Raw genomic sequence first — 15,399 nt, 5'->3', positions numbered from 1 at the left:
GTGATCGCACGGTAACAAGCCTCAGGTCAAGTGCCGTCCACGCGGACGTCTATGACTTGCCCTGATAGGTCGGAGATGAGGATGTCCAGCGAGGTCTGCGCGACCACGAGCGGAGAGGCGCCGGTATTGACGCAGTTGACCCGGATGCCGTCGGCGGCCCATTCGCGGGCCAGCGCCTGGGTCAGCCCTGCCACGGCCGCCGCGCCGGACTCGTGCAGCGCCCCGGAGCCGGGCGGCACCTGCAGCAGCAGGCCGGGCCGAGGGCGGGGAGCGGCCCCCGCGGCAGCGCGCAGGTGCGGGCGGGCGGCGCGGGCGACGTTCAGCGCGGCCAGGTGACCGGCGCCGACGGCGTCGGCCACGGTCTCGGCGCTCGCGTGCGCCAGGTCACCGGAGTGGGCCGCGCCCGCCACCAGCACCACGTGGTCGGCCGCGCCCACGTCGTCGAGCGCCTTGACCACCGAGTCGAGATCCTCGACCCGCACCCCGTCGGCCTCGGTCAGGACACGCACGGTCGCGCCGTGACGGGCCGCCTCCCGCGCGATCGCCTCCGGCCGGGATTCCGCAGAGGACAGGACGACGATCACCTGGCCCGCCAGCGCGCCCCGGTCACCCGCCGGCACGGGCGCGGGCAGCCGGAAGAGCAGCTCCGCGATGTGCAGGTCGGCCGGGTGCGTCACCTTGATGTTGCGCTCGCTGCCCTGCACCAGGTGGATCGGCACCTCGGGCAGATACCGCAGCACCACCCCGCAGTCGTCCGTGGCGGGCAGCCCGGCGAACCCGGGATCGGCCATCGCCCGCTCGTACGCCTCCCGGATCACCGACAGCCGGAAGCACTGCGGCGTCTGGCTGCGCCGCAGCCGCGACCGGTCGAGCACCTCGCCGATGGCCCCCTCGGGCGTCGCCACGAGGACCGTGTCGGAGCTCGGGATCGCCACGTTGACGGCCTCGTGGGTCTCCAGCGCCCTGACACATTCCGTGATGATCCGGGGCTCCAGGAGGGGGCGTACAGCGTCGTGCAACAGCACGTCGCACTCTTCCTCCCCGAGCGCCGCCAGCGCCCGCCAGGTGCTCTCCGTACGGCTGGAACCGCCGTCCACTACCTTGCTGACCTTGCGATACCCGCCCCTGGCCACGATCTCGCGCACCCGGTCGGCGTACCCGGGCGTCATCAGCACCACGATCTCGTCGATCTCGGGCGCGCTCTCGAACACCGCCAGCGAGTGCTCGATGATCGTCCGGCCCGCGACCTCGATGAGCTGCTTGGGCGTGCCGAGCCCGACCCGCTGTCCCACACCGCCCGCGAGGAGCACTCCTACCGACCGCAGCCGTGAATCCATACCGGCAGCGTAACGGTGCTGTTCCGTGATATCGCGTTGACCTGTCGCTACGCTGTGGCTACGCACCCCCAAGACCACGTGCTCCACCCCGACCGGGAGGAGACCTAGGCTTTGCCCGACTCATTGACCCGCGAAGGCACGACCACCTCGGTCCTGCTGCTCGCCACGACACCCGCGTGCAGGCTCCTCAGCGGTGACGGCACGCTCCTCGACCGCCTCGGCGACCAGCTCGCCTCGCTGCCCGTGCGCGAGGTGCAGGTGATGTCCGCCGCCGGAAACCTCGCGGCCGATCTGCGCGGCGTCGCGAAGATCGTGCGCACCGCCACGGGCGCCGTCGCCGTGCTGCCCGCCGACCTGGTGCTGCACACCGAGGCGCTCGCCGTCCTGCTGGAGCATCCCGCGCGCGGCACCGCCGCGCTCATCTCGCACGACGCCACCGCCGGGCCGCTGCGCCCGCCCGTACGCGTGGAGGGCGGCAGGATCGTCGCCGCGGGCAGCTCCTTCCACCTGGTCCCCGAGGCGAACGCCACCTTCAGAGGCGTGCTGCAGGCGGGGGAGGCCGACCTGGCCTCGCTGGCCGACCTCGCCGAGGAGCTGGCCGAGCTGGCGGAGGCGGGCAAGCTCGGCCCCGTCACCCCCGTCGAGGCGGTGGACCTGCTGCTGGTCGGGCTGGTCAGGTCCGGCGTGAGCGTGCGGGCCACGGGCATCGGGCAGTTGCACGCCGACCGGGTGACCGGCCAGATCTCCGCCGACGCCGCGCTGGCCCGGCTGGCGGAGGTGGACGAGGCGCAGGTCAGGCTCGACGCGTCCGTCAAGGAGGACGACGGCTTCTTCGCCACGTTCTTCGTCTCCACCTGGACCCGCCACCTGATCAGGCCGTGCGTCCGGCTCAAGCTCACCCCCAACACGGTCACCGGCATCTCGGCCGGGCTGGCGCTGCTGGCGGCCGTCTGGTTCTCGGCGGGTACCCAGGGCGGGCGGCTGGCCGGAGCGGTGCTGCTGTACCTGTCGTTCGCGCTCGACTGCCTCGACGGGCAGCTCGCCCGCTACACCCGCACGTTCTCCCCGCTGGGGGCCTGGGCCGACGGCATGTCCGACCGGCTCAAGGAGTACGCCGTCTACGTCGGCCTGGCCTTCGGCTCCGCCGCCGCGGACATCTGGTACCTGGCCGTGGCCGCGATGGTGCTGCAGGTCGTCAGGCACGCGGTCGACTACACCTACGCGGGCGCGGTCGCCGACGCGGGCCGCGTCGGCGCCATGTGGGGCAGGCCCGCGCGGTCCCTGCTGGAGACGCAGGACGTCCGCGCCGCCCCCGGCGGCGTGCTCAGGCTCGCCCAGCGGCTCGAACGCGACACCGTCGCCCGCTACCTGAAGAAGATGATCGTGCTGCCCATCGGCGAGCGGATGGCCCTGATCGCCGTCACCGCGGCGTTCTGGGACGCCAGGGTGACGTTCCTGGCGCTGCTCGGCTGGGGCGGCGTGGCGGCGCTCTACCAGCTCACCGGACGGATCGCGAGGTCGGCAAGGTGATTTCGGTTCACATGACACCCGTTCCGAGCAGCACGGTCGTGGCCTACCGCGACGACGGGCCGCTCTCGCGGGCGATGGGGCTGCTCGTGGCAGGGCAGCTCCCGCCGCTGCCGCCGGTGCTCGCCGGCACGTTCGTCACGGGCGTGCTGCTGATGCTCGGCGTGGCGGGCACGGACGGCCTGGCGGTGTTCGCGCCCGCCGTGACGCTGCTGCTGGCCGGGCCCGGCAGCACGCATCCGCACGACGGCAGGTTCGACTGGCTCGTGCCGCCGATCCTGCGGCTCATCGAGTACACGTTCATCGCGGCGTGCGGGTTCGCCCACGACGTGCACCCCCTGGTGATCTTCATGCTGCTCGCCGCCCTGGCCTTCCACCATTACGATCTGGTCTACCGGTTGCGCCAGCACGTCTATCCGCCGGCATGGCTGTCCACTCTGGGGCTCGGCTGGGACGGGCGGATGATGGTCGTCTCCCTGGTCGCGCTGTCGGGCTGGCTGACCGGGGGCTACCTGCTGCTCGCGCTCTACCTGTGGGGGCTGTTCGGCTGGGAGAGCCTGACGTGCTGGCTCGCCGCGCCCCGGTCCGGGGTGGATGCGACCGATATGGGAACGCAAGACTAACGCCGGATTACCCGCACGGGGCCCAAAGACGAATACTCTTTGGGCCATCGGAGTCATGCTCGACTGAGGAGTGCACGTTGCTGGGAATGGTTCTGGCCGCTGGAGCCGGACGACGCCTGCGGCCGTACACCGACACGCTGCCCAAGGCGCTCGTGCCGGTCGACGGCGAGACCACGATCATGGACATCTCGCTGCGCAATCTCGCCGAGGTGGGCCTGCGGGACGTCGTGGTCGTCGTCGGTTACGCGGCGCAGGCCGTACACGAGCGCAAGGAGGCCCTGGAGGAGCGCCACGGCGTCAAGCTCACCCTCGTGCACAACGACAAGGCCGAGGAGTGGAACAACGCCTACTCCCTGTGGTGCGCGCGCGACTACTTCTCCCAGGGCGCGCTCCTGGTCAACGGCGACACCGTGCACCCCGTCTCCATCGAGAAGACGCTGCTCGCCGCGCCCGAGACCAGCGACATCCTGCTGGCCGTCGACAACGTCAAGGCGCTGGCCGACGAGGAGATGAAGGTGACGATGTCGCCGGAGGGCGCGCTGCGCCGCATCACCAAGCTGATGGACCCGGCGCAGGCGTACGGCGAGTACATCGGCGCCACCCTCATCAGGCCGGCCGCCGCCGACCGGCTGGCCGACGCGCTCAAGGCCACCTTCGAGCGCGACCCGCAGCTCTACTACGAGGACGGTTACCAGGAGATGGTCGACCGCGGCGAGCTCATCCACGCCGCGCCCATCGGAGAGGTCGACTGGGTCGAGGTGGACAACCACGACGACCTGGCCAAGGCCCGCGCCATAGCCGTTCACTACTGAGGGGGCGCGGATGCCGCTTCTAGCGAGGATGTTGCCGGCGCCGCTGACCATGGACGTCAGGCGCGGCGCGGTCGCCGAGCTCGGCGCCCTGCTGGCCGACAGCCGCGTGGCGACCTCCGGCAGGGTCGCGGTGGCCGTCGGCATGGGCCAGGGCGACCACATCGAGAGCCTCATCGCGCCCACGCTGGGCGAGGCCGAGGTGTTCAGGGTGGCCGACGGGTCGGTCGACGCGGCCGTCTCGCTCGGCGCCGACCTGCGCAAGGCGGCCTACGAGGTGGTCGTGGGCGTGGGCGGCGGCAAGACGATCGACGTGACCAAGTACGCCGCCTCCCTGGCGGGCATCCCCATGGTGGCGGTGGCCACCAACCTCTCCCACGACGGCATCTGCTCGCCCACCGCCTCGCTCGTCTACGAGGGCGGCAAGGGCTCCTTCGGCGTGCCGATGCCGCTGGCCATCCTGGTCGACCTCGACTTCGTGCACAACGCGCCCGAGTCGCTGGTCAGGGCGGGCGTGGGCGACGTGGTGAGCAACCTGTCGGCCATCGAGGACTGGCAGCTCGGCAACGTCGAGCGCGGCGAGCCGATCGACGGGCTGGCCTGCTCGATGTCCCGCACCGCCGCCGAGGCGCTCATCGGGCGCACCGACTCCATCGAGTCCGACGGGTTCCTGACCGTCCTGGCCGAGTCGCTGATCCTGTCGGGCATGTCGATGGTCGTCGCGGGCTCATCGCGGCCCGCGAGCGGTGGAGACCATGAGATCCTTCATGCCGTGGATCAGCTCTTCCCCGGCACCTCCAACCACGGCGAGCTCGCCGGCATCGGCGCCGCCTTCTGCTTCTTCCTCAGACAGGACGACGTGCGCGTCAAACAGGTGGTCGACTGCCTGCGCCGGCACGAGCTGCCCGTCGTCCCCGGCGACATCGGGCTGAGCGCCGAGCAGTTCGCCGAGGTCATCGCGCTGGCCCCGGCCACCCGTCCCGGCCGTTACACGATCCTGGAGCACCTGCGCATGCAGGACTCGGAGATCCGCGATCGGGTGGGGGACTATGTCCGGGCCTTCGGTAGCTGAGCTGCGCCAGGTGGCCCAGCCGCCCGGCCACCTGGAGCGCAGGAACGGCGAGCACTGGGCGGGCGTGCTCTACATGCGCCGCCTGTCCATCTACGTCACCTGGATGTTCACCAAGACCTCCGTCACGCCCAACCAGCTCACCTGGGTGATGACGGTGGCCGGGGTCCTGGCCGGCGTCGTGCTGGCCCTGCCGGGGCTCTGGGCGGCGGTCCTGGCCGCGTTACTGATCCAGGTCTACCTGCTGCTCGACTGCTCCGACGGCGAGCTGGCCCGCTGGACGGGCAAGACGTCCCTGGCGGGCGTCTACCTCGACCGGGTCGGCGCGTACTTCGCCGAGGCCGCGGTGCTGGCCGGGCTGGGCTGGCGGGCCTCGGCCGTGCTGCCCGACTGGTACACCGTGTTCGGCTTCGCCGCCGCGCTCGGCGCCATCCTCATCAAGGCCGAGAGCGACCTCGTCGAAGTGGCCCGGGCCAAGGGCGGGCTGGCGGCCGCGAGCGAGGCCGCGGCCGTGCAGTTCCGCTCCGGGCTGCTCGGGCTGGGGCGGCGGGTGCTGGCGGCGACGAAGTTCCACCGCATCGTGCAGCCGATCGAGCTGTCCATGCTGGCCGTGGTGACCGCGGTGATCGACCTGGTCATCGGCGATCTGACGGCCACGCGGGTGCTCGTGGTGGCCTGTCTGCTCGCCGCCGCGCTGCAGACCGTCCTGCACCTGATCAGCATCATGGCGTCGAGGCGACTGGCTTGATGGCGCGCCTGGAACCGAGGAAGCCTTTCTTCCGTCGTATTGATCGGACGTCCGCCGTTCGGTGGGGGTTCATCGTCGGTTCCGATACGCTTAGCTTCACCATTCCCAGACCATGCAGACCAGCAGACTCGGTGATCATGAAAGAATGCTCCGCCCGTGCTCTCAACGCGTCAGGACAGTGATTCGTTGAAGATCTCGTGCGTCATCCTCACCATGGGCAACCGGGTCGCGGAGCTGAACCGGGCGGTCGAGTCCGCGCTCAACCAGGTCGACGGCGACGTCGAGGTGGTGATCGTAGGCAACGGTGCCGACGTGCCCGAGGTGTCGGCGACGCCACCCGAGGGGTCGGCCGCGGTCGTGAAAGCGATCCGGCTCGACCAGAACACGGGCATCCCCGCCGGCCGTAACCGGGGCGTGGAGGAGTGCTCGGGAGACGTCGTGCTGTTCCTCGACGACGACGGCTGGTACGCCAACCCGAAGGTCGTCTCGCACGTGAGGGACCGCTTCGCCACCGAGCCCGACCTGGCCGTGATCTCCTTCCGCATCATGGACCCCGACGGGAGCGGCAGCCAGCGCCGCCACGTCCCGCGCCTGCGCGCGGGCGACCCTCAGCGGTCCAGCCCCGTCACCACCTTCCTCGGCGGCGCCTCGGCCATCAGGCGCTCCGCCTTCCTCCAGGTGGGCGGCCTGCCCGAGCGTTTCTTCTACGCGCACGAGGAGACCGACCTGGCCTGGCGGCTGCTCGGCGAGGGCTACCGCATCGAGTACGACGCCGAGACGGTGATGTACCACCCGCAGGTGCCGCCGACCAGGCACGCCGAGTTCCACCGGCTCAACGCCCGCAACCGGGTGTGGCTGGCCCGCCGGAACCTGCCGTGGCCGTTGGCGTTCCTGTACCTGACCAACTGGGTCGTGCTCACCGTGATCCGCGAGCGCGGGGCCTCCGGGGCGCTGAAGGCGTGGTTCTCCGGGTTCTTCGAGGGCTTGCGCACTCCTGCCGGTGAGCGCCGGCCGATGGCCTGGGCCACGGCTTGGCGGATGGTCAAGCTCGGCCGGCCGCCGATCGTCTGAGGCACGGGGGAGGGCCGGGCCCTCCCTCAGGCCCCTTTCCGGCTCAGGCCTCGCTCGCCTCGCCGAAGCTCATCTCGGCGTGCGAGATCGTCGTGCTGAACATCGCCCGCTTGGGCAACCCCAGCTCGCTCAGCTCCTTGGCGATCGGATGGTTGCCCAACCGGATCAGCGCCCCGCTGGGCCGGACCCTGGCCCCCTTGGCGCGCACGCTCCACGGCACCCGCCGGGTGACCCCGTCGCGGTGCGTGTAGGCGTCCAGCGGCGCCATCGCGGCCCCGGCCGGCACGGGCAGCCCGGGCTTGACGAGCATGTCGAGCACCAGCCGCCCGTCCTTGCGCAGGATGCACCTCTTGTACGGCGACGACAGCCGCAGCTCGATGTCGGCCAGCTCCTTGGGGAACCCCCACAGGGTGCGCCCCGCCTCCAGCGTGAACCCCTGGTCCACCGGCAGCCAGTGCACGAACACCCCGGCGTGCCGCAGCTCGCCAGGCCCCACGGAGCCGGCCGAGCCCGGCGGGCGCACGAGGAAGGCCATGCCGAACTCGTGGTAGGTGTCGAGGTCGCCGTCGCGGTAGTCGACGAACACCAGCACGCAGACGGCCTTGCCGGGCAGCACCTCTGCCACGTCCAGCCCTGAGTACGCGATCACCGCCCGGGCGGCGTCGGCACGCACCGGGTAGAGGGCACTGCACACCTCGGCGTCCCTCACCCGTACGGGCATGCCCACCGTCCGGCCCTGGATCTGATGCGATGCCATGCGTCCCAGTACATCAACCAGAAAGCCGTGTGACCATTCCCGCCCCGGTCCCGTCTACGTGTGATGTGACAATGAACAGACCACGGGGGGCGCCATCATCGAGGACTTGTATCGCGAGCACTGGCCGCTCGTGTGCGGGTTCCTCCTGCGCAGGACCCGTGACCCCCACCTCGCGGAAGACCTGGCACAGGAGACGTTCGTCAAGGCGACCAGGGCCCTGCTGGGCTGGCGCGGCGAGAACCCGGCCGCGTGGCTGCTCACGATCGCGCGCAACGTGCTCGTCGACCACGTCCGCCGCGCTCGGCGCGAGCTTCCGCTGCCCGAGCCGGACGAGCTGGGCGCGCCCGGGTTCCACGTGGACTCCCTGGAGGTGCGCGACGCCCTCGCCCGGCTGCCCGAGCAGCACCGGAGGCTGCTCACGCTGGTCTACTTCGAGGGCTTCTCGCTCGTGGAGGTGGCCGCGATGACCGGCAGGAAGCACGCCTCGATCAAGACCGCGTTGTGGCGCGCCAGGAACGCCTTCGCCGAGACCTACGGAGTGCCCCATGAGTGAAGACTTTCCGGAAATGCCGGACTTCGACCCCAAGCTGACCAGGAAGGCCGTCCGCAGGGGGCTGCTCAGGACGACCTCCAGCGTGCTGGCGGTGCTGCTGGCGCTCGCGCTGGTGGCCGTCGCGGGCCCGATCGTCCTGCAGACGCGCGACGGCCGGGAGCAGCGCATGGTGGACGTGCTGGGCACCGCCTTCAAGGTCTACAACCCGGCCTACCGGGTGGTCACCAACGACTGCTGCGAGGTCACGCCGCTGTCCACGTCGTTCACGGTGACCGCGGAGCCGCTGCGGCCCGTCGGCGCGATCTCGCCCGTGAGCACGTACACGATCAGCCAGAGCCTCTTCGGCCGTGTCGGCCACCTGCCGCTGGGCAGGAACGCCAACACCAGGCTCTCCCAGAGCCTCTACGACGTCGGCACCGACCTGGCGCGCAAGGAGGATGTCCGGAAGGTGCTGGACCGGCTGCCCGGCGATCTGCGGGCGCTGGCGGTGGTGGAGTTCTCTGCGCCGCTCAAGCCGGAGGAGCTCCAGAGCTGGCTCGGCTCCGGCGGCAGGTGCGCGCAGAGCGTCGTCTACGAGCGCAGGCCGGGCGCGCTGCCGATCACCTGGGGCGCGATCACCTGGGATCGCGGCACGTTCACCGAGGACAAGGAGGGGTGCGGCGTCGGCCTGTCGAACTTCCGCTCCTGGGTGGCCCGGCTCGACGAGGATGACGACCCGAACCTGCGCCGCTTCGACCTGACCTTCGACCGGCTGCGCAAGGCGTCGATCAGCGGCCTCGCCTACGCGTACGTGGACGAGACGTCCAGGGTCGAGAGCCTGCGCAAGCTGATCGACGACCCGCACGTGCGCACGATCCGCCTGGCCGACGTCACCTTCGACCTGGACCACCCCAGCTAGACGGCCAGCGCGTGCCTGGTCACCCCGGCCCACGACTCGGCCCGCCGCACGAACGCGTCGGCGTGATCCGGCCAGTGGTGCCGCAGCCGCGCCTCCGCGTGGCCCTGCGCGCCGAGCCTGACCCGCCGCGCCACGTCCTCCTTCAGGTCTAGGACGGCGTTCAGCACCGCGTCCACGTCCAGCGGCACCACGAGCCCGCACCCGACGCCCTCGACCAGCGAGGCGCCCTGCGGGGTGGTGATCACCGGCAGGCCCCTGCCCATGTAGTCCATGATCTTGGTGGGCAGGGTCCTGACCGTGTCGTCGGCCAGTGACAGCCCGGCCAGCGCGCCCTCGGCCATGCGCAGGGCGTGCCGGTTGGGCACGTACCCGAACCAGTCGAGCAGGCCGACCCGCTGCGCGTCCCGCAGCAGCGGGCGCACCTCGCGGGCGGCGGCGCCGATGAGGTCCAGCCGGACGCCGTGCGGGACCAGGCGCTCGGCCAGCCCGATCAGCTCGGTCACGCCGCGGTCGGCCGCGAGCCGGCCGATGTGCACGACCCTGGTGTCGCCGGGAGGGGGAGGACCGGGTGACACCAGGGTCGCCTCGGGGACCACGGAGGGGGTGATCACCCGATGCCGCCTCGCGGCGCGGGACAGTTGCTTGGAGGTGGCCTCCTCGCGTACGTCCCAGACGACCGGAGGCCGCCGGTACGGCAGCGCCCGCAGCAGCCGGTGGTCGTGCACGATCAGCAGGTCCGCGTCCCGCAGGCCGCGCCTGAGCGCGGCGCGCGCCCGGCTGTAGGGCGCCTGGCGGGCCACGTCGATCGCGGTCAGGCCCATGGCTGGGGTCACGTTGAAATAGGTGAAGGGCGCGACGTAGGTCACCTCGTGGCCCGCGTCGAGCAGCGCCCGGATCTGGCGGTGCATGATCCGGGCGTCCTCGGGATGATGGACGGTCGTGGCGACACAAGCACGCATGTGTCGATGCTGAGCGGTTACCAGGTCAAAGGCGTTAATGCGGGTGGAACGGCTGCTTAACTTCGGGAGGGGCGCCGATAGAGCCAGGTCAGGCGGGGCTCCAGCACCCACTTGAACACCGTTCGGGTTTCCGGCAGGCACAGCACGATGGCCAGCGCGAAGCAGCTCGCGCTGATCGCCAGCACGCCCAGCGGCCCGTACAGCCACGGGACCGACAGCCAGCCCATCTCCTTGGCGATCAGCACCGGGATGCCGTGCAGCAGGTAGCAGTAGAGCGTGCGGGTGCCGAGGTCGGTGTACCAGGTCTCCTTCCTGGGCACCAGCGCGAGCACGGCGAAGCACATGGCCAGCGCGCAGACGAGCAGGCCGACGCGCATGCCCAGGCCCATGTACCAGGACAGGTTGAGGTCCTGGTAGCTGTTCTTGAAGTAGAGCGGGCCCAGCTTCGCCCCCCTGGACGCGAGGAAGATCGCCACCGCCGCCGCGCCGAGCACGATGAACCCCGAGACGATCTTGATCCAGCGCCGGTTGAGCATCTCGAAGTGCTCGGGCTGCAGCACCAGGCCGATCACGAAGAACGGCAGCAGGCCGAAGAACCGGTCCATGCTGAAGTCGCCGGAGATCTGCGAGAACCCGGCGAACAGGTAGATCGCGATCGCCACCGGCACCGGGTACTTCATCCGCTTCCACACCGGTGTGGACAACCGCCAGAACAGCAGCGCCAGCAAATACCAGTTGAGCCACGCCGGGTCGATGATCGTCAGGCTCCACTTGCCGCCGAGCGCGGCGCGCAGCGCGGCGTAGCCCACCTCGACGATCACGTACGGGACGAGGAAGGTGTCGACCAGCTTGTTGGTCTTCGCGTTGGAGTTCCAGAAGTTCCTGGACAGGTAGCCGCTGATCACCACGAACAGCGGCATGTGGAAGACGTAGATGAAGATGTAGGCCGCCCGCGCCGAGTCGGCGGCCAGCGTCGGCACCAGCGAGTGGCCGATCGGCACCAGCGCGATCAGGATGAACTTGACGTTGTCGAGGAACGGGTCGCGCCTGCGCTTGGCCGGCTCGGCGGCCGGCTGCGGCTGCTCCTGCCGGCCCTCTCCTGAGACCGGCTCCGTGACGACCGCCGCCTGCGGCGCGGTGCGCTCGCCGGGGGCGGCCCCGTGCGGGTCGGTGGACTCGCTCCAGAACGCCTCTTCCGGCAACGGCCAGCGGGCTCCCGTGTTGGCGGGCCCTTGCTCCTCGGGGCTGCGCTGGGGCGTGGCCGATGGGGAGAATCTGGTGTCAGACACAGAAGAAGTCGCTCAGCTTCGCTCGGGGCCGGGGAACCAGGACGACAACAGGATCGAAACCCTTGCGGAATTGCGTCGCGCTGCGTCGCCAACCCACGACAGACTATCCCGCCCTCGTGGGTCCTGTCTCTCGCAGTGGGCCAGAATGCCCGGTTACACAGGGAACTTGGAGCCTCAGGTGCACACGTTCTTCTGCTCGGACGCGGTGATCGAGTTGTTCTTCACGCTGTCGGGAAGCTCGGTGACCTTGACCGAGTCGAAGTCCTCGCCGACCACGAGCTGGATGATCGGCGTGCCCTTCGCGGCGCCTCCCGCGGTGGCCGTGCCCGCCGTGGACGTGTACGGCTGCACGTTGGACGCCTGCACCTTGCCCGAGGCGGCCTGGGGCTTGGGCAGCACCGCGGTGCCCAGCTTGACGGCGTGGTCGGTGGCCGTCTCCGTCTTGGTGTAGTGGATCTCGCTCTTGGGCAGGCTGGCCCCGCCGGGCGCGGTGTAGTTGCCCACCGAGACGACCTTGTAGCCCTCCTTGGCGAGCTGGTCGGCGACCTCGCGGGCCTTGCCGAAGGTCTTGGTCCCGTTGAGCACCTGCACGCGCACCTGCTGCGGCTTGACCGCGGCCTTGGGCTTGGCGCTGGTGCTGCTGGTCGGCTCGGGCGTGGCGACCTCGGTGTCGGTCCTGATCGCCTTGAACAGCTCACTGGCGTCGGGCTCGGTCCACACCACGCGGTTCGGGTCGTCGGGAGCCGCGCCCCAGGGCACGGTGATGAACTTGACGCCGTTGGCCGTCAGCGCCTTGGCGCTCATCGCGATCCTGATCAGCTCTTCTGTGTCGTTGGCCAGCTCGGGGTCCATCGTGACGGACTTGCCCGCGGCGGCGACGAAGTCGCGCAGCCGGCCCACGTCCGTGAGCAGCTCGCTGCTGGTGGCCTTGGCCACGACCTTGCTGAGGAAGATCTGCTGGCGCTTGATGCGCTGGATGTCGCTGCCGTCGCCGTAGTGGCGCAGACGCACGTAGCCGAGCGCCTTCTCGCCGTTGAGCAGGCTGGTGCCGGCCGGCAGCACCAGCTTGGACGACTTGTCGTTGACGGCCGTCTTCAGGCAGATCTCGATGCCGCCGAGGGCGTCGACGATGTTCTTGAAGCCGCTGAAGTCCACCTCGACGAAGTGGTTGACGCGGATGCCGGTGAGCGTCTCGATGGTGGAGATCGTGCAGGCGATGCCGCCCGAGTTGTACGCCGAGTTGATCATGTCCCGGCGGGCGGGCATCTCCTGCTTGGTGGTCTCGTTCTTGCACCGGGGAATCTGCACCATCGAGTCGCGCGGGAAGCTGATGAGCTGCGCCTTGTCCCGGTTGGGCGAGATGTGCATGAGGATGATCGTGTCGGTGCGCTTGCCGCCCGCGTCGGACTGCCTGGCGAGCTGCTGGCCGTACTTCGCGTTGCCCGCGCCGGCGCGCGTGTCGGAGCCGACGAGCAGCACGTTCAGCGCCCCCGTCTCCGGCGGGCGCGGGTTGATGATGTCCTCCTTGACGCTCTTCTGGTTGATGTTGCCGAAGGCGTCGCGGTAGGTGGTGTACGCGGTCAGCGCGCCCGCGACCATCACCGTGGTGAGGCCGATGCTGACCCACGCCAGCACGCGCATCTTGTTCTGACCGCCCGGGCCGCCGCCTGAGCGGTGGCTGCGCGGCGGCCGGTCGTCGGGCGGCGGCGGAGGCGACGCGGCGGCTGCCTGCCGCCGGGCCATCCGGCTGCCCGGTTGTGTGCTGCCCGGCTGTGTGACGGCGGTGCGGCGGTCATGCACGGAATCGGCGACCGGCACGCTCCTGTAGTCACTCATACGCCCCCTAGCCTCGCTCCTTGCGCCGCCGGATTGGTCGCTCCGCGCCACGAGACTAGGTCACGTACGGCGTGCCCCGAGCCATGATCGTGGGGAACGACCGTGACCCGGGCGTGATGTTTTCGCGGCAAAGCATACTCAGAGCCGGACATTGGGTGGAATATCATCGCCAAACTCTTTCGCCCTCGAATCGCCACCGGACTGTCGGAGCAGGTCAGGCCTGATGCTCTGGGCCGCCGCCAAACAGGCCAGGGGCACGGCCGGCAACACGTACCGGTAGTCGAACTCGGCGGCCGCGGCCGGTGTGATCAGCAGCACAATCGCCGCCGACCAGGGCACCAGCCACAACGGACCCGCCGCGGGACGCTCTCGCCTGCGCCTGCGGACGACGGCCGCCACCGGTGGCACAAGCAAGATCCCCAGGAGCACCGGGCCGGGCAGCCGCACCATGCTCTGATAGGCCCGCAACCATCCGGCGAAGGGCTCCACGATCTCCGTGCCGATCGCACCCTGCTCGTAGAGCTTGGCATATTCGGCGCCCACCTGCGCGGGATAGCGCCCAGGTGGTCCAGGCTCGGTGACAGGAAACTGGTAATAGCCGTAGATCTCGGCGTCAGGATAGATCGGCCGGTCCCACGTGAACGAGCGGCCCAGCTCCTCCAGCACCGAGGCGGCGTAGTCGAGCGGCTGCGTCGTGAGCGCCAGCATCGCGAACCTGGCCGCCAGGTCGTCGTTCTCCTTCGAGAACGTGATCCCCGGCAGCAGCACCAGCGGGGCGTCCTTGGCCCAGATGTACTCCTGCGACGGCGGCCGCTGCTCCGGCGGGCGCGGATCGCACAGGACCTTCAGGTCGGGCGGCGGGTCCATTTTGTCGCAGTCGGCGAAGGACATCGTCCGGGCGTACAGGAAGACGCCGTTCGCGCCCACCAGGCCGACCCGCTGGTAGGTGACGTAGAACCAGGCGCCGTAGGCGACGATCGGCACCAGCGCGGCGGCCAGCAGCACGGCCGCCGGCCTGAACGCCACCGGTCTGAACGCCGCCAGCCTGAACCGCGCGCCGGCCCGCCTCGTCCGCGCGAGATCCGGCGGCCACAGCAGGCCGCGCAGCACGAACCAGGCCGCCAGCACCACGATCAGCGGCTGCCCGACCGTCCTGGTCAGCGTGGCGGCGGCCAGCAGCAGGCCGATCCCCGCGGCGGTCGCCGTCCGCCGCGTGGCGCACAGCGCCACGGCGCTCACCACCAGGAACATGAACAGCGTGTCCGAGACGAGCAGGTGCTCCAGCTCCACCTGGTACGCGTCCAGCAGCACCGGCACCGCCGCCAGCGTCGCCACCCACCTCGGGGCCCTGGGCGCGGTCCTGAGCACGGCGCGGTAGACGAGCACGCCGGTGGCCAGGCCGAGCAGGTGCTGGGCCGCCGTCACCGCGCCGAACGCGTGCAGCGGCTCCAGCAGCTTCAGGAACATCGAGTAGCCGGCGGGGCGGACCAGGTCGGGGCGGGGTTTGAAGACCGTGACGATGTAGGTGTAGGAGTCGGGGAACCACAGGGCGGGGCGGTAACCCAGCATGGCCAGCGCCCTCAGCCCGGTGCCCAGGGCCAGCACGACCAGGAACCAGCGGTGCCGGCGCGCCCAGTGCCGAGGCGCGCCACCGCCGCGCTGCGGGTCGGTGTGGCGTTGCGGGTCGCGAAGGCTTCGCGGGTCGGTGTGGCGCTGCGGGTCGCGAAGGCTTCGCGGGACGCCAAGGCGTCGCGGGACGGGCGGCAGGCGGCGCCGGCCGCGGCCGGTCCTCGTGGGCTCGCCGTCGTGAGCCTCCGGCCTCACCGCATGTCCTCCCGCTTCTCCGGCACGTCCGTACGCTACCGGCGATCCCGCCCGAGCCGCGCACACGGGCGCGCGGGGCGGAGGGTGGGCGCCGGGTTG

14 protein-coding genes are annotated in these 15,399 nt (G+C 70.6%); 8 read left to right on the top strand and 6 right to left on the bottom strand.

Annotated elements, in window-relative coordinates; all coding sequences use genetic code 11:
- Positions 1 to 26: 26 nt before the first annotated feature.
- On the bottom strand, positions 27 to 1,337 hold the full coding sequence (locus ABD331_RS48755) for an SDR family oxidoreductase (protein ID WP_344491830.1): 1,311 nt from the start codon (positions 1,335 to 1,337) through the stop codon (positions 27 to 29).
- A gap of 111 nt (positions 1,338 to 1,448) precedes the next feature.
- On the opposite strand from ABD331_RS48755, the gene ABD331_RS48750 reads away from it, so the two are divergent.
- From ABD331_RS48750 to ABD331_RS48725, 6 genes are all read left to right on the top strand, one after another.
- The gene (locus ABD331_RS48750) at positions 1,449 to 2,867 is read left to right on the top strand and encodes a CDP-alcohol phosphatidyltransferase family protein (protein WP_344491827.1); all 1,419 of its coding nucleotides are present in this window, start codon (positions 1,449 to 1,451) and stop codon (positions 2,865 to 2,867) included.
- Between the two features lie 11 nt (positions 2,868 to 2,878).
- Positions 2,879 to 3,487, top strand: a complete 609-nt coding sequence (locus ABD331_RS48745; RefSeq protein WP_344491824.1) for a DUF5941 domain-containing protein — start codon at positions 2,879 to 2,881, stop codon at positions 3,485 to 3,487.
- A 77-nt stretch (positions 3,488 to 3,564) separates the two neighbouring features.
- Positions 3,565 to 4,299, top strand: a complete 735-nt coding sequence (locus ABD331_RS48740; RefSeq protein ID WP_344491821.1) for a phosphocholine cytidylyltransferase family protein — start codon at positions 3,565 to 3,567, stop codon at positions 4,297 to 4,299.
- 28 nt (positions 4,300 to 4,327) lie between these two features.
- Entirely contained in the window at positions 4,328 to 5,368 is a 1,041-nt protein-coding gene (locus ABD331_RS48735; protein ID WP_344491922.1) for an iron-containing alcohol dehydrogenase family protein, read from the top strand.
- Positions 5,346 to 6,113, top strand: a complete 768-nt coding sequence (locus tag ABD331_RS48730; protein WP_344491818.1) for a CDP-alcohol phosphatidyltransferase family protein — start codon at positions 5,346 to 5,348, stop codon at positions 6,111 to 6,113. The genes ABD331_RS48735 and ABD331_RS48730 overlap by 23 nt, the downstream gene beginning before the upstream one ends.
- Positions 6,114 to 6,299: 186 nt before the next feature.
- Entirely contained in the window at positions 6,300 to 7,184 is an 885-nt protein-coding gene (locus ABD331_RS48725) for a glycosyltransferase family 2 protein (protein WP_148439470.1), read from the top strand.
- 43 nt (positions 7,185 to 7,227) lie between these two features.
- On the opposite strand, the gene ABD331_RS48720 is transcribed toward ABD331_RS48725, so the two are convergent.
- Entirely contained in the window at positions 7,228 to 7,941 is a 714-nt protein-coding gene (locus ABD331_RS48720; protein WP_344491813.1) for an acetoacetate decarboxylase family protein, read from the bottom strand.
- 106 nt (positions 7,942 to 8,047) lie between these two features.
- Here ABD331_RS48720 and ABD331_RS48715 point away from each other — a divergent pair, with 106 nt between their 5' ends.
- Both ABD331_RS48715 and ABD331_RS48710 read left to right on the top strand, forming a co-directional pair.
- Complete coding sequence (locus ABD331_RS48715; RefSeq protein WP_344491810.1) at positions 8,048 to 8,494, top strand: RNA polymerase sigma factor; 447 nt, start codon at positions 8,048 to 8,050, stop codon at positions 8,492 to 8,494.
- Positions 8,487 to 9,392 (top strand): hypothetical protein, encoded by a 906-nt coding sequence (locus ABD331_RS48710; RefSeq protein ID WP_344491807.1) that lies wholly within the window; start codon positions 8,487 to 8,489, stop codon positions 9,390 to 9,392. The genes ABD331_RS48715 and ABD331_RS48710 overlap by 8 nt, the downstream gene beginning before the upstream one ends.
- Here the strand turns inward: ABD331_RS48710 and ABD331_RS48705 are convergent.
- The 4 genes from ABD331_RS48705 to ABD331_RS48690 all read right to left on the bottom strand — a co-directional run bounded on the left by ABD331_RS48705 (position 9,389) and on the right by ABD331_RS48690 (position 15,300).
- Positions 9,389 to 10,351 carry a glycosyltransferase gene (locus ABD331_RS48705; RefSeq protein ID WP_344491804.1) on the bottom strand — a complete coding sequence of 321 codons (963 nt, stop codon included), beginning with the start codon at positions 10,349 to 10,351 and terminating at the stop codon, positions 9,389 to 9,391. The genes ABD331_RS48710 and ABD331_RS48705 overlap by 4 nt on opposite strands.
- Before the next feature lie 56 nt (positions 10,352 to 10,407).
- The gene (locus ABD331_RS48700; protein WP_344491801.1) at positions 10,408 to 11,640 is read right to left on the bottom strand and encodes an acyltransferase family protein; all 1,233 of its coding nucleotides are present in this window, start codon (positions 11,638 to 11,640) and stop codon (positions 10,408 to 10,410) included.
- A gap of 174 nt (positions 11,641 to 11,814) precedes the next feature.
- Positions 11,815 to 13,476: an LCP family protein gene (locus ABD331_RS48695; RefSeq protein ID WP_344491798.1), complete on the bottom strand. Its 1,662-nt coding sequence runs from the start codon at positions 13,474 to 13,476 to the stop codon at positions 11,815 to 11,817.
- Positions 13,477 to 13,614: 138 nt separating this feature from the next.
- The gene (locus ABD331_RS48690) at positions 13,615 to 15,300 is read right to left on the bottom strand and encodes a hypothetical protein (RefSeq protein WP_344491795.1); all 1,686 of its coding nucleotides are present in this window, start codon (positions 15,298 to 15,300) and stop codon (positions 13,615 to 13,617) included.
- Positions 15,301 to 15,399: the final 99 nt, after the last annotated feature.

Source organism: Nonomuraea monospora (assembly GCF_039531895.1).
GTDB classification, from domain to species: domain Bacteria; phylum Actinomycetota; class Actinomycetes; order Streptosporangiales; family Streptosporangiaceae; genus Nonomuraea; species Nonomuraea monospora.
The sequence above is the reverse complement of the archived record's forward strand: the minus strand, read 5'-3'. Positions and strand labels throughout refer to the sequence as shown.

Excerpts from the sequence above, each read along its gene's own strand:
- ABD331_RS48695 (WP_344491798.1), bottom strand. The coding sequence starts at position 13,476 with ATGAGTGACTACAGGAGCGTGCCGGTCGCCGATTCCGTGCATGACCGC.
- ABD331_RS48730 (WP_344491818.1), top strand. The coding sequence starts at position 5,346 with ATGTCCGGGCCTTCGGTAGCTGAGCTGCGCCAGGTGGCCCAGCCGCCC.
- ABD331_RS48755 (WP_344491830.1), bottom strand. The coding sequence starts at position 1,337 with ATGGATTCACGGCTGCGGTCGGTAGGAGTGCTCCTCGCGGGCGGTGTG.
- ABD331_RS48720 (WP_344491813.1), bottom strand. The coding sequence starts at position 7,941 with ATGGCATCGCATCAGATCCAGGGCCGGACGGTGGGCATGCCCGTACGG.
- ABD331_RS48705 (WP_344491804.1), bottom strand. The coding sequence starts at position 10,351 with ATGCGTGCTTGTGTCGCCACGACCGTCCATCATCCCGAGGACGCCCGG.
- ABD331_RS48710 (WP_344491807.1), top strand. The coding sequence starts at position 8,487 with ATGAGTGAAGACTTTCCGGAAATGCCGGACTTCGACCCCAAGCTGACC.
- ABD331_RS48745 (WP_344491824.1), top strand. The coding sequence starts at position 2,879 with ATGACACCCGTTCCGAGCAGCACGGTCGTGGCCTACCGCGACGACGGG.
- ABD331_RS48735 (WP_344491922.1), top strand. The coding sequence starts at position 4,328 with ATGTTGCCGGCGCCGCTGACCATGGACGTCAGGCGCGGCGCGGTCGCC.